Origin of the sequence: Anabaena sp. UHCC 0187 (assembly GCF_009712035.1) — a bacterium.
Lineage (GTDB): Bacteria > Cyanobacteriota > Cyanobacteriia > Cyanobacteriales > Nostocaceae > Dolichospermum.
Genome location: NZ_VILB01000013.1, coordinates 447,483 through 460,897, shown reverse-complemented (window position 1 = coordinate 460,897; position 13,415 = coordinate 447,483). Strand labels below are relative to the sequence as shown.

Below are 13,415 nucleotides of genomic sequence, written 5' to 3'. Positions count from 1 at the left end.
TCTTTATGATTAAAACATCACAACTTTAAATGCTGTTTATCACTACGCCATGTTTCAAAATCAGTGACTATGGACAGTATCAAATATCAGGGAATCAAAAAAATGCAACTCATTGATGTTAATCTTCAGGAATTAGTAGAAATTTATACTGGTGAATTCTATGCGTCCTCAGAACCTGAAGATACTTATACCTTAGAAGATTTAGTTTGGATATTAGAACAATTATCTCAACACTTAGAACTCTGTAATGCTGTATAATATTTGTCGTTATGTTTTCTGCCGTTGTTCTTGAAGTTTTAGCGTCATTTCTGCGTGAATCTCACGAGTAATGGGATAGAAGTAAGTTAAAACCAAACCTGCAATCAAACAAACCGTGGGGATTGGTCCAACAGCGATACGAATAGCTAAAAGTGCCGATTCAGGTTGTACAGGTAAAGCACTTTGTCCAACAACAGCTTCTTTAAAACCATAAGCTTGTAATGTATTACCGACCAAAAACAGCCCGAAAGCTAAACCAAATTTTTGCAATAAAACCATGAAACCATAGAAAATACCTTCTCGTCGTTGTCCGGTTTGTAATTCATCTAATTCAATCACATCAGGTATCATAGACCAGGGAATTAGATAAGCTGTGGAAACTCCCACACCTGCCATTACAGCCATAACATACATTAAACCAACTTGATGAGGCTGCAAGAAAAATAATCCAGCAGCAGCAATAATCCAGCAACTCATTCCTAGGAAATAAACCAATTTCTTACCAATTTTTTTTGTTAAATTACTCCAAACAAATAGCATACATAAAGCCGTTCCCTGTACTGCAATCATGACCATTGGCACATCTCCCTCTGGAAGACGCATACAGTTAACAACGAAATAGGGAATAATGCTGGCTGTGATTTGGACACCTAACCAAGAAAAAAGATATATAGCAATTACAAACAGAAAAGGTTTATTACTAAAGACGATTTTTAGCTGTTCAAAAAAGGGAATTTCTGCTTCTTGTGGTAATTGCATTCGTTTAGCTTCAAAAGCCAAAATGCGATCGCGCACCCCATAAACGCACCAATACAAAGACAAAACGGAAATCACAGTACAAACTGCCGCTAAAACTAAATACTGTTGTTGACGATCTGCAATTTGTGAGAAGATAATTTTTGATAAAATCAACGATAAAATACTGCCACCAATTGAAAATGTAAAGCGAAAACTATTCAGACTAGTGCGTTCATCATAATCCTGAGTTAACTCAGGAGTCATCGCTGTATAAGGCAAATTCACAACAGTATAAAATGCCTGAGATACAATCCCAATAACTACATAATACCAAAATAAATACCAAATATTAATACTTTTATCCGCAGTAAATTGGGGAACAATCCACTGTAAAAAAAAGAAAAATCCAAAAGGAATTGCCCCATATAAAAGCCAAGGTAGACGACGACCCCAACGACGGGATTTGGTTTTATCAGTTAACATTCCCACCACAGGATCATTAACACCATCCCAAATTTTGCCAATCATTAAAATACTACCTGCCAAACCTGCTGGAATTCCCGCTACATTGGTAAAGAAAACCAGCAGATAAAATACAGCAATATTCGCAGTAATCGCAGGGCCTAAATCTCCAGCCCCATAGGCCAATTTAGTTTTAAAATCTAGTTTTTCACTTATCAAAGATTTGTGAAAATCGTTATTATCAGCATTACCTTGAACCATAAATCACACTCATATTAATTGACAATTGACAACAGATAATTAACAATTGTTAACACACTTATTTTAGTCTTATGTCAGACCTTTACATTTCTTGGTCAGATTATCACCACAAAATTGAACAATTGGCCGTAAAGATTTATCAATCGGGTTGGCAATTTAACCAAATTGTCTGTTTAGCTAGAGGGGGGCTGCGAGTAGGAGATATTCTTGCCCGCATATACAATCAACCATTAGCAATTTTAGCTACTTCATCTTACAGCGGTACGGGTAAACAAGATAGAAGCAGTTTAATTATTTCCCGTCAATTAACCATGACTAGCGAAAATTTAGGTTCACGGATTTTGCTAGTAGATGATTTAGTAGACTCTGGGATGACTATTCAACAAACAGTTCCGTGGTTACACTCTCATAGTCAATCCCCCATTGAGGAAATTCGCACCGCTGTAATTTGGTATAAAGCTTGTTCAGTGATAGCCCCTGATTACCACGCTGATTATCTTGCTGATAATCCTTGGATTCATCAACCTTTTGAAAATTACGAACAAATTACTCCTTTTGAATTGACACAAAAGTTAAAACAGCCATAACCAAACAGGTAAAGTAAATAATAAGACGATAATCCCCATAGCTAAAGCAGTAACAGCCAAATCCCGATCTAAATTAAAGGTTTCCGCTATTACCAGTGTAGCTAAGGCTGGAGGCATACCCATTTGCAAAACTATCACCTGTGCTGCATTACCAGTAACACCGAAAAGGGAGAGGATACTGCCTAAAACCAGGGGAACTATGAGCATTTTGATCAAGATGCTACTTGCGGCTTGTGGTAGTTTCCGCCAAGATTTTAGTTGTGAAAGTCTCATGCCAATTAACATCAAGGATAAAGCCACTGCACCCCAAGCTAATTTCTCTAAACAAAATACCACAGTCGAGGGAAGTGCCACTTGATGTAGCAACAAGCCAAACCCAAAACTCCACAAAGCAGGATTAATAAAAATTACCTTTGCTATCTGGATCTGATTGTGGATATTACTACCAAACTTGGCAGCTAAAAGCACACCCAAACCATAAGCCCCCAATAGCGAACCCAACATATCTTGACATACTCCCCAGCCTAAAGGCGTGGGGATTCTGGGGTTAAACAGCAATTGCTGGCGTAGCCAGTCTAACATCACCTAACCCAATGGTTAATGCCCCAACCATTTGAATATTACGTGCGGCATTTTCATCGCGTCCATTAACAGAATTGCAAGATGGACAACGCCACTGTCTAACAGATAAATCTAGCTTTTCTAAAATATGTCCACAATGGGAACAAGTTTTACTGGATGGATACCACTTATCTACAAAAATAACTTGTTTATTGTTCTTTTTAGCTACCCATTCTAATATTTGTAGAAATTCTCCAAAAGCTAAGTCTGATATTTTTCTACCCCAAAGACGTTGCATACCCTTGAGGTTTAAGGTTTCAAAACATAAAATATCAAACTTGTCTGTTAGTTCATGAGCTAATTTCCATAACCAATCACTTCTGCGGTTACAAACATCTTCATGTTTACGAACTAAATTCTTTCTCGCCCTTTCACGATTATTTGACCTTTTTAGTTTTTTGGAGTGGCTTCTACTAGCTTTTTTGATGGCATTTAGAGATTGTTTTAGAAACTCTGGAGAATCAATTGTACTTCCATCAGAACAGGTAAGAAATGTTTTTAAACCAAAATCAAACCCCGCTACTTTACCAGTCGTTGATTTAATTTCTGGTTTTAACTCATTATCAACTACAACAACCATGAATAACTCACCCAATGCGGTGCGCTTAATGGTTAATGTTTTGATTTTTCCTTCTATTTCTCTAGACTTCCAAAATTGATAAACTCGATTTCCTAACTTGACTCTATTACCACCCAAGAATTTATAACCTGCTTGTTTAAGAGTGAATGATTTGTATTTTCTAACCTTTTTAAAACCTGGTGGTCTGACTCCTTTCTTGTTATGTTTAAAAAATAGTTGATAGGCTTTCTCTATGCGTTGACAGATATCTTGTACTGCTTGAGAACCAAGGGACTGCCAAAGGCGATTACGTTTTCTTAATTTGGCAATATGGGATTGCAGTTTTGCACAGCTTAAGTGTTTACCCCACATCCGGTAATACCGTTTATGTAGAGCAATACAATGGTTATAGATCACCCCTGCGGTGTTGATCATCCGTTTGAGGTGTCTATTCCTTTTGTGTTCGTACAACTTAAACTTTAGTGTTTTCATGCTAGTATTATCTCACAAAGGGTAGCCATTGGGTAGTTATATGAAAGAAAGATTAAGTATTCGAGTTAATTCTCAAAGACTGGAAAAATTAAGAAGGATTGCCGGACAAAAGCGCAAAACAATGACTCAATTAATTGAAGATTGGATTGATAGACTACAAGAAGAAAAGCCGTCCTAGAAGGACGGGGCTTTAAACCCAAGTTTTTGGGAAAATAACGCCCAGGCAAAATATTCCTTACCTACCATTGCTAAGGTGATGGGAAAACCCAGATAACCTGTATTACCTACCATCGCTGCTAGAATCAGACTACCTTGAGTGGCTGGTTCGGGGATTGAATTAGTGAAATGGGCTTGGGCTTTAATTCTTAACCAGGCTAACAATGCCCCTAGAAAGATGGCTAAGTGGGCTATTATCGGTGCAATCCAAATCTGTCCTGATAAGTCTGTTTGTAGTAAAAAACCAATAATACTCAAAGGTACTCCCAGCCAATAGAGAAACTGACCTACGTAAGTGGAAGTATTGCTAGGTAATTTACGTCCCAGTATAAATCCCACTAGGATTAATCCCACTAACTTGATATATAGTTCTAAAAGATTTATCAAAATTACACCTAGAACAATTAGAAATTAAAAATTAAAAAAACTCTTGCCTTTTATCTCTTTTCTTCTTTAACTATTAAACACAAACAGGAGCAGACACTTGAATAAAGCTGGGTTTCCGAAAAAACCGCACAATTCCTATCCTCACTCTGGTGATGATATTCCGGCGGCTCTACGCGATAGCAATGATGCGGGAAGTAAGATCAAATTAAAACCACAGGTTTTAATCATCGGTGGACTGGCTGGATTTTTGCTGCTGGCTGTCTCTAGTGGTTTTTTGTTTTCGCTGACGACACCTAAGCAAACTGCTAATTCTGTGGTTGAACCAATTAGTTCTGCACCTATAGTTACCAATACTCCAGTTAATAATGATATGGTTTTGGGACATTTCCCATATTCAGAAGCACCAGAATCAGAATTATCCCCAATTACAGGTGACAGTAGGATCAGAATGCGAAAATCTGCTGCTGTCAAGTTTCAAGCCATGGTACAAGCGGCTAGAAGTGCGGGTGTAAATTTAGTGCCACTTTCTGGTTTTCGTTCTGTACAAGAGCAAAAGCAGTTATTTTTTGGTGTAGGCGCACAACGTAATCAAACCCCAGCGGAAAGGGCAGCCCTGAGCGCTCCACCAAATCATAGTGAACATCATACAGGCTATGCTGTGGATGTTGGCGATGGCACAGTACCAGCAACTAATCTCCAAGCTAATTTTGATAATACCAAAGCCTATCAGTGGTTACAAGCTAATGCGGCTAAGTTTAGTTTTGAAATTTCCTTTCCTCAAGATAATCTTCAAGGTGTCAGTTATGAGCCTTGGCATTGGCGTTTTGTCGGCGATACTGATAGTTTAGAAACATTTTATAAAGCCAAAAACATCAAACCTGTGAAAACACAATAGTACCGCAGGGCGGAATTAAAAATTAACAATTAAAAATTAAAAAAGCAGATTGTATAAGCTTTTCAGGGATTTTTAATGGTTGGTTGATTTACGCCGCAGTGTACTAGTCTAAGTATCCTCCTACCCAGAAAGTACCACCGGAAGAATTTGTTGTCCGTGCAGATAGATAGCTTGACTATGCTAAACAACAGGGACGGGATAGCATTTCTGCCTACATTCTGTATGAGCAAGAAGGCGTGAAGATTCGATACCTATAAAACCCTATGTACATCAAAAGAAACAATAATAATCAATAGAGAGTTCTAATTATTCATAGAAGAAAAATTTTGATAAACTAAATGTCATAACACATCCTCAAATTTTAATTTTAAATAGACTATGTTTAAATTACCTAAAGCTTTTTCGGTATTGGGTTTACCAGTTCACGTCATGAAAAATTATCCGGACTGGTTACTAGATTGTTTAAAAGCAGGTCAAGGAACTCATGTAATTACCCTGAATGCAGAAATGACTATCCAAGCAGAGCGGAATTTAGTCTTAGCGAAGGTAATTCAAACTGCTGAATTAGTCATTCCTGACGGTGCAGGAGTTGTTCTATATTTGCAGTATTTATTAGGACAAAAAATACAACGTTGTCCAGGAATTGAATTAGCAGAAAAACTTTTAGAAACAGTTGCTCAACAACAAATACCTGCTTCAATATTTTTCTATGGAGGCGCACCGGGAGTAGCTGAAAAAGCAGCAGATTTATGGCAAAAACAACTCCCCGCTCTCACCATATCAGGTACACATTCTGGTTATCATTCCCCAGAAGAAGAACAACAGTTATTGCAAACTCTCACTCAACTACAGCCACAAGTGATATTTGTTGGTTTGGGAGTACCACGTCAAGAATTATGGATTGCTCAAAACCGCCATTTGTGTCCCCATTCAATTTGGGTAGGTGTTGGTGGTAGTTTTGATATTTGGTCAGGAACAAAAACTCGCGCTCCCGGTTGGTTAGCAAATAATAATTTAGAATGGTTGTATAGATTATATCAAGAACCTTGGCGGTGGCGACGAATGTTAGCTTTACCAGAATTTGCTTTTAAATCCTTGATTTATCGTTTGACTGCCAAGGATGTCAACAGTTTAGAATACTGAATAAAACATAACTACAGCGGTGGTTTATCTGCCCTTTACACTAAGAGTAAATACTAAACCTCATAGCACCTCGCCGCAAGTGGGAAACGACTCGTGCGGTTTTAGCCCTGACAGTGTCAATTAGGTTGAAACCTGTAGTTTTTACAAGAAAAGCTCCTATACCAAAAGCTATATATCTCAACTGGCTATTAGACATCTCCAGTTCTCAAGATGGATGTGGTTTAAAAATATTTAGTTATAAATCTAAATGCCGTACATACACTGATGGCGGCATTTGTTTTTTATGAGACATTATTAAATAGATGGCAGTCTGATTGTCTATGAAATCAGACGTTTTCAGATATCAATCTTCATAAAGAATAGCATTAATTAAAGTTTTGATGAAGTTGATAATAAAACCTAGACTATGTATATCTATTTATGCCACACTAAATTGTATCAAGTTAGATTAACTACTTTTGTCTTAACAAATTTGATACAAGATATTTATTGTTTGTACTTAGTATTAATTTTTTCTACAGGAGGTTAGCATCCATGTCTACAACATCTTCCCAAAAAATACTAAATTCTATTGCCATCGGTGTATCATCCTTAGCGGTGGTGATGTCCACCCAAATGACCCAAGCACAAGCTGCTAGTTTGACTTTTAACGGTTCAGGAACAAACTCAGCAACCAATAACACTCTAGGCGCATCAGTTATCTTTAATGACCAATTAAACCCTGGTAAGTTGACTGTAAATCTGAAAAATACAGGATCATCTGCTTTAGCCCCTTCTGATGTTCTAACAGCTGTTTTCTGGGAATATAATGGCACTTCCTTCAGCGGCTTAGTCTTAGATTCAGCAACAGCACCAACTGTAATCGGTGGTACACCTGGCACTAATGTTAATCTTAAAACATTAAACGAATGGAAATTACCAAATACTGGTAATGGCACAACAAACCTTCCTGGCATAACGCAAAATTACGGATTGGGTACTGCTGGCTTTAACATTTTCCAAGGTGGTGGTGGTCAGCAATTTAATTATGGCCTCATCTCTGGTTTTAACCCTAGTGCAAATAATCCCAATTTCAAACCAAGCGCCTCACAGGTGGGGACTTTTGTGAAAGATTCTGCAACTTTTGTTTTATCAGGTCTACCCAGTACCTTTGATATCAACAAAATTAGCAGTATTCGCTTCCAGTATGGAACAGCACTCAGTGAACCTAGCTTTACCGGGGCATTATATACACCACCACCACCACCACCCAAGAAAGTTCCTGAACCCGCTGCTACATCAGCACTTGGTTTATTTGCTCTAGGTGCAGTGAGACTGCTAAAGAAAAAGGTGAAGTCTAATAACTGGATTTCTTCAATCTAAAAGTTATTAGTATTTTTTGTCAGGTAACTCAACTTTATAAAAAACAGCCACCACGACATATAATCTGCGAACGTACAACAATCGGGATGACTGGATTCGAACCAGCGGCCCCTTCGTCCCGAACGAAGTGCGCTACCAAGCTGCGCCACATCCCGCCAAAAAAATGGCATTATAAAAAGATATTACCACAATCATTACAAAATAACAAATATTTCATCTGCCACCGAGGTCTTTGCTTGCTACCATAAGATTTGTATAACTAAAATGGTAAAAGTAGACTGTGACTGTAAAACCAGACTGGTTGCGGGTAAAAGCGCCTCAATGGGAGCGTGTTGGTAACGTTAAAGAAATTTTGCGGGATTTAGCCCTGAATACCGTTTGCGAAGAAGCTTCCTGTCCCAATATTGGGGAATGCTTCAACGCGGGTACTGCCACATTTTTGATTATGGGGCCAGCTTGCACCAGGGCTTGTCCTTACTGTGATATTGATTTTGAAAAGAAACCTCAAGCCTTAGATCCCACCGAACCCACAAGACTAGCGGAAGCAGTGCGGCGAATGCAGCTTAATCACGTCGTGATTACTTCCGTTAACAGAGATGATTTATCAGATGGTGGTGCATCTCAATTTGTCCATTGTATAAATGCTATTCATGAAGTTTCGCCTCATACAACAATAGAAGTATTAATTCCTGACTTATGCGGTAATTGGCAAGCTTTAGAAATAATTCTCCAAGCGAAACCAGAAGTAATTAACCACAACACAGAAACCATTTCCCGCTTATATCGCCGTGTGCGTCCCCAGGGGAATTATGAGCGGACAATGGAATTATTACAACGCTCGCGCCAAATTTCTCCCAGCACTTACACCAAATCCGGTATCATGGTTGGTTTAGGTGAAACAGATGCAGAAATTCGCCAAGTCATGGAAGACCTACGAAAAGTAGATTGTGATATTTTGACAATTGGGCAATATCTCCAACCCAGTCAAAAACACTTACAAGTATCTGACTTTGTAACACCTGAGCAATTTGCAGCCTGGCAAACTTTTGGGGAAGAACTAGGATTTTTACAAGTTGTTTCTTCACCCTTGACAAGAAGCTCCTATCATGCAGAACAAGTCAGAGAATTAATGAAACGTTATCCAAGATAGTCAGTTGTCAGTTGTCAGTGGTTCGTTGTCCTTAGTTATTCTACCCCAATCACCAATTACCAATCACCAATTACCAATGACCAATCACCAATTACCAAATTTAAAATCTGTTGTCATTCTTGGTGCGGGTGCTTGGGGTACAGCTTTGGCTAAATTAGCAACCATTAATGGACATCAGGTGCATCTATGGTCACGTTCGGACTCGCAACCACTAGAAAAAGTATTAGAAAATGCTCAAATAGTTTTGTCAGCTATTTCTATGAAAGGGGTAAGAGATGTAGCCTCTATGGTGCAATCTTGCCCCCTATCTTCACAAACAATCTTTGTGACTGCAACTAAGGGACTAGAACCACACACTACATACACACCTTCGCAAATTTGGCAAGCAGCTTTCCCTGATCATTCGGTTGTGGTTTTATCTGGCCCCAATTTATCCCAGGAAATTGCCCAGGAATTACCAGCAGCAACGGTAGTAGCGAGTAAAAACACCAATGCTGCCCAAACTGTCCAACTGGTATTTTCTTCTAGTCGCTTTCGTGTCTATACTAACCCTGACCCTGTGGGCGTAGAATTAGGGGGAACACTGAAAAATGTGATGGCGATCGCCGCTGGTGTATGTGATGGGTTACACTTAGGCACAAATGCCAAAGCGGCTCTAGTTACTCGTGGCTTAACCGAAATGGTACGAATAGGGAATACTTTAGGTGCGAAAACGGAAACATTTTATGGTTTATCCGGTCTAGGGGATTTACTAGCAACCTGCAACAGCCCTTTAAGCCGCAATTATCAAGTTGGTTATCAATTAGCTAATGGAAAAACGCTAAAAGGAGTTCTGGCAAGTCTTCCAGGCACAGCCGAAGGTGTGAACACTTGTCGGGTATTAATGGAAATTGCCCAACAACAAGGTATTGCTATTCCCATTACTGAGCAAGTTTATCAACTACTGGAAGGAGAAATTACACCAAGACTTGCATTAGATAAACTGATGTTACGAGATATCAAGCCTGAATTTGATAATTTTCCTACAGAACAAATATGGTAAGTAGGGGGAGAACCGCTGACAGGGCAAGGTGTCCAATTACAATTAAATGATTACCGCGAAATCCCTAGAAAAAATTTGTCAAATTGTCAGGAAATTACTTTTTGAGTGATGTAAATATAACCATGTAGTTTATAAACATCATCATAACTAGAAGTGAGTTTATAACCAGTTAAAAAAATAACCGTTAATATCCCTAAACATGGTAATATTAACCAGTTAAATTGTAATTGAAAATCTGGCTAAAGATTTGCATAGCTGTTTGTTCAATCACACAGCTACTAGCGACGAACAATTCATGAAAAATGTATTCTTTTAAGCTAGTGAAATGTGGAGAACATAACTATCCAGTTAAAAAAGTCCAAAAGCTGATAAATTAAGTTTTCTCCTCTGAGACCTCCTTGGACTAGTACAAAGTTTTGCAAAGAATTGTACACTCAAGCCAAAACCGTGTTATTTCATGACGAATTACGGGAACAATAGCAACAGTTGATTAGATAACCGTAATTTTAGCTAACCATAATCTATTGTTACCTGGAGCAATTTGAGACATCATGCCAGCAACATCTTTTTATAAAAATGCCGCCCACGACGGGCAAAATCCTAGTTCACCGTTGGATATTGAAATCAATAATGATGATGATTTGCCGGATTTAGACATGGCTACTGTGGAATCTGATTTAGCTTTAGCCGCGCAAACTACTCGCCGCAGTACAGACTTAGTCCGGCTCTATTTACAAGAAATTGGCCGAGTCCGGTTGTTAGGACGAGATGAAGAAGTTGCTGAAGCCCAAAAAGTCCAGCGATATTTACGGATGCGAGTATTGCTTAGTGCGGCTGCCGCTGAGGGAGATGCTGTAATTATGCCCTATTCGCGGTTAATGGAGGTACAGGAGCGGTTAACAGCGGAACTAGGACACCGCCCTTCTTTGGAACGGTGGGCGACTACTGCGGGGATAAATTTACCTGATCTTAAGCCAACTTTGGCCAATGGCAAAAGACGCTGGGCAGAAATTGCTAATTTAACAGTAGAAGAACTAGAGCAAGTTCAAACTCAAGGACTGCAAGCCAAATCGCACATGATTAAAGCGAATTTGCGTTTGGTGGTATCTGTCGCTAAGAAGTACCAAAATCGTGGTTTGGAATTGTTGGATTTAGTCCAAGAAGGGACTTTAGGTTTAGAACGAGCAGTGGAGAAATTTGACCCTACCAAGGGTTATCGTTTTAGTACCTATGCTTACTGGTGGATTCGTCAAGGTATTACCAGGGCGATCGCTACTTCTAGCCGGACTATTCGCCTTCCTGTCCATATTACTGAAAAACTCAACAAAATTAAAAAGGCGCAACGGAAAATTGCCCAAGAAAAAGGACGCACACCGACTTTAGAAGACCTGGCCATTGAGTTGGATATGACAGCTATCCAAGTCCGGGAAGTGTTATTGAGAGTTCCTCGTTCTGTGTCTTTAGAAACCAAAGTAGGGAAGGATAAGGATACTGAATTAGGAGAATTACTAGAGACGGATACGATTACGCCAGAGGAGATGTTAATGCGGGAATCTTTACATAAGGATTTGCATAATCTTCTAGATGATTTAACCAGTCGGGAACGTGATGTTATTTTGATGCGCTTTGGCTTATCCGATGGTCATGCTTACTCCTTAGCAGAAATTGGCCGCGCCCTTGACCTATCACGGGAAAGAGTCAGACAAATTGAATCAAAGGCTTTGCAAAAACTCCGCCAACCTAAACGCCGTAACCTTATCCGTGATTATCTGGAGTCGTTGACGTAGAAGGCAATAGACAATAGGCAATAGGCAATAGAGCGGAGAACCACTGACAACTGACAACTGACCACTGACCACTGACAACTGACAATCAGCAAATATTCTCAATAGGCAATGATTGTTGCAAATCAAGCCAAATATTTGTTATATTCTCAATTAATGAGCTTTGTTGAGAAAATTTAGTATGACTGTCTACACAACTGGTTCACTTAAGGCGGAATTAAACGACCGTGGCTGGCGTTTAACTCCACAACGCGAAACAATTCTCCATATTTTTCAAGAACTCCCCCAAGGTGAACATTTAAGCGCAGAGGATCTATATCACCGCTTAGAAAATGACAGTGAAGGGATTAGTTTATCAACTATCTATCGCACTTTAAAGTTGATGGCAAGAATGGGGATTTTGCGGGAGTTGGAATTAGGTGAAGGGCATAAACATTATGAAATTAATCAGCCTTATCCCCATCACCATCATCACTTAATTTGTGTCCGCTGTAACTCGACTATTGAGTTTAAAAACGACTCAATTTTAAAGATTGGCGGAAAAACAGCCCAAAAAGAAGGTTTCCATTTATTAGATTGTCAAATGACAATTCATGCTGTGTGTCCTAAGTGCCAAAGGGCATTGATGCCACTTTAGAAACTAAGACAATTGATAATTATCAATTATCAATGATTTTGAGGATGAATCGTAGTGCGGGAATCCAAGTACATCGAGAAAGCGGGAATTAAAAACTTCCGCTTTGAACATCTTTAAGGCTGATACCATAAAATTCTTGAGCGCGACTAATTGCTTTTTTGGTATCAGATGCCATCATGCCGTTGATTTGACCTTTATAGAAACCTTTTTCATGTAATCGGCTTTGGATTTCTAAAGTAGTAAAATCATTTTTGGCAGAATTTTTAACTAAACTATATAACTTAGAACGGGTGGTTTGTCCAGCCATACCATTAGCTTCTAGTTTGTGCTGTTTTTGAAAGCGAGTCACAGCATCAACTGTGTTAGAACCATAGTAACCATTGGGCTGACTTTGGAGAAATCCGGCTTTGATTAATTGTTCTTGGAGAATTCTGACAGCTTCACCGCGATCGCCTAAGCTAAGTCTACCTTGATGATCTAATTTTGGGGAAGTAGTTGTGCCATTGTCATCAATCACCTTTGGTAATGTAGCTAATGTGGATTTACCCACAATGCCATCAACGGTGAGTTTATAAGCCTTTTGGAATCGTTTTACAGATTCTTCCGTAATCGGACCAAAGACCCCTGTGGGATTACCATGATAAAAACCCGCAATTTTCAAGCGTTCTTGTAAAACTCTGACATCTGCACCTTCATCACCTTTGACCAATTTATTCGGGCTTTGGCGTTTGTTGCTAACAGGGATAATGTAATTTGTAGTATTACTGCTTGTAGGGGCTGTACTGATAAATTGTTTGTTGCTTCTTTCGACCTGAGATGTC

At 39.0% G+C, this 13,415-nt stretch carries 13 protein-coding genes, 1 tRNA gene and 2 pseudogenes; 10 read left to right on the top strand and 6 right to left on the bottom strand.

From position 1 onward, the window contains the following. Window positions 1-102 precede the first annotated feature (102 nt). Window positions 103-258: a hypothetical protein gene (locus FJR11_RS15035; protein ID WP_168505035.1), complete on the top strand. Its 156-nt coding sequence runs from the start codon at window positions 103-105 to the stop codon at window positions 256-258. A gap of 9 nt (window positions 259-267) precedes the next feature. Here FJR11_RS15035 and FJR11_RS15030 read toward each other — a convergent pair whose 3' ends face one another. Further along, the gene (locus FJR11_RS15030; protein ID WP_168505033.1) at window positions 268-1,719 is read right to left on the bottom strand and encodes an MFS transporter; all 1,452 of its coding nucleotides are present in this window, start codon (window positions 1,717-1,719) and stop codon (window positions 268-270) included. Between the two features lie 71 nt (window positions 1,720-1,790). Between FJR11_RS15030 and FJR11_RS15025 the strand changes: the two genes are divergently transcribed. Continuing rightward, a complete protein-coding gene (locus FJR11_RS15025; protein ID WP_168505031.1) occupies window positions 1,791-2,306 on the top strand; it encodes a phosphoribosyltransferase in 516 nt (171 codons plus the stop codon). Here FJR11_RS15025 and FJR11_RS15020 read toward each other — a convergent pair. Together FJR11_RS15020 and FJR11_RS15015 are read right to left on the bottom strand one after the other, a co-directional pair. Next, window positions 2,292-2,813, bottom strand: a pseudogene (locus tag FJR11_RS15020) (AEC family transporter); the annotation flags it as partial. The gene FJR11_RS15025 and the pseudogene FJR11_RS15020 overlap by 15 nt on opposite strands. 40 nt (window positions 2,814-2,853) lie before the next feature. After that, a complete protein-coding gene (locus tag FJR11_RS15015) occupies window positions 2,854-3,978 on the bottom strand; it encodes an RNA-guided endonuclease TnpB family protein (protein ID WP_168505029.1) in 1,125 nt (374 codons plus the stop codon). Window positions 3,979-4,018: 40 nt separating this feature from the next. Here FJR11_RS15015 and FJR11_RS15010 point away from each other — a divergent pair, with 40 nt between their 5' ends. Further along, a complete protein-coding gene (locus FJR11_RS15010; protein WP_168505027.1) occupies window positions 4,019-4,156 on the top strand; it encodes a hypothetical protein in 138 nt (45 codons plus the stop codon). Between the two features lie 17 nt (window positions 4,157-4,173). Here the strand turns inward: FJR11_RS15010 and FJR11_RS15005 are convergent. Further along, a pseudogene (locus FJR11_RS15005) lies at window positions 4,174-4,581 on the bottom strand (AEC family transporter); the annotation flags it as partial. 97 nt (window positions 4,582-4,678) lie between these two features. On the opposite strand from FJR11_RS15005, the gene FJR11_RS15000 reads away from it, so the two are divergent. From FJR11_RS15000 to FJR11_RS14990, 3 genes are all read left to right on the top strand, one after another. Further along, complete coding sequence (locus tag FJR11_RS15000; RefSeq protein WP_168505025.1) at window positions 4,679-5,476, top strand: D-alanyl-D-alanine carboxypeptidase family protein; 798 nt, start codon at window positions 4,679-4,681, stop codon at window positions 5,474-5,476. Window positions 5,477-5,854: 378 nt separating this feature from the next. Further along, entirely contained in the window at window positions 5,855-6,619 is a 765-nt protein-coding gene (locus FJR11_RS14995) for a WecB/TagA/CpsF family glycosyltransferase (RefSeq protein WP_168505023.1), read from the top strand. A 534-nt stretch (window positions 6,620-7,153) separates the two neighbouring features. Continuing rightward, complete coding sequence (locus tag FJR11_RS14990) at window positions 7,154-7,981, top strand: XDD4 family exosortase-dependent surface protein (protein ID WP_168505021.1); 828 nt, start codon at window positions 7,154-7,156, stop codon at window positions 7,979-7,981. A gap of 81 nt (window positions 7,982-8,062) precedes the next feature. Here FJR11_RS14990 and FJR11_RS14985 read toward each other — a convergent pair. Beyond that, window positions 8,063-8,136: transfer RNA gene (locus FJR11_RS14985), tRNA-Pro, on the bottom strand. Window positions 8,137-8,261: 125 nt separating this feature from the next. Here FJR11_RS14985 and lipA point away from each other — a divergent pair. The 4 genes from lipA to FJR11_RS14965 all read left to right on the top strand — a co-directional run bounded on the left by lipA (window position 8,262) and on the right by FJR11_RS14965 (window position 12,594). Beyond that, window positions 8,262-9,131 (top strand): lipoyl synthase, encoded by an 870-nt coding sequence (gene lipA / locus FJR11_RS14980; protein ID WP_168505019.1) that lies wholly within the window; start codon window positions 8,262-8,264, stop codon window positions 9,129-9,131. Between the two features lie 76 nt (window positions 9,132-9,207). Next, window positions 9,208-10,173: an NAD(P)H-dependent glycerol-3-phosphate dehydrogenase gene (locus FJR11_RS14975; RefSeq protein WP_168505017.1), complete on the top strand. Its 966-nt coding sequence runs from the start codon at window positions 9,208-9,210 to the stop codon at window positions 10,171-10,173. 551 nt (window positions 10,174-10,724) lie between these two features. Then, the gene (sigC, locus tag FJR11_RS14970) at window positions 10,725-11,960 is read left to right on the top strand and encodes an RNA polymerase sigma factor SigC (protein ID WP_168505015.1); all 1,236 of its coding nucleotides are present in this window, start codon (window positions 10,725-10,727) and stop codon (window positions 11,958-11,960) included. A gap of 178 nt (window positions 11,961-12,138) precedes the next feature. Further along, window positions 12,139-12,594: a transcriptional repressor gene (locus tag FJR11_RS14965; RefSeq protein ID WP_168505013.1), complete on the top strand. Its 456-nt coding sequence runs from the start codon at window positions 12,139-12,141 to the stop codon at window positions 12,592-12,594. Between the two features lie 88 nt (window positions 12,595-12,682). On the opposite strand, the gene FJR11_RS14960 is transcribed toward FJR11_RS14965, so the two are convergent. Further along, a partial coding sequence (locus tag FJR11_RS14960; protein ID WP_168505011.1) for a peptidoglycan-binding protein occupies window positions 12,683-13,415 on the bottom strand: 733 nt, incomplete at its 5' end.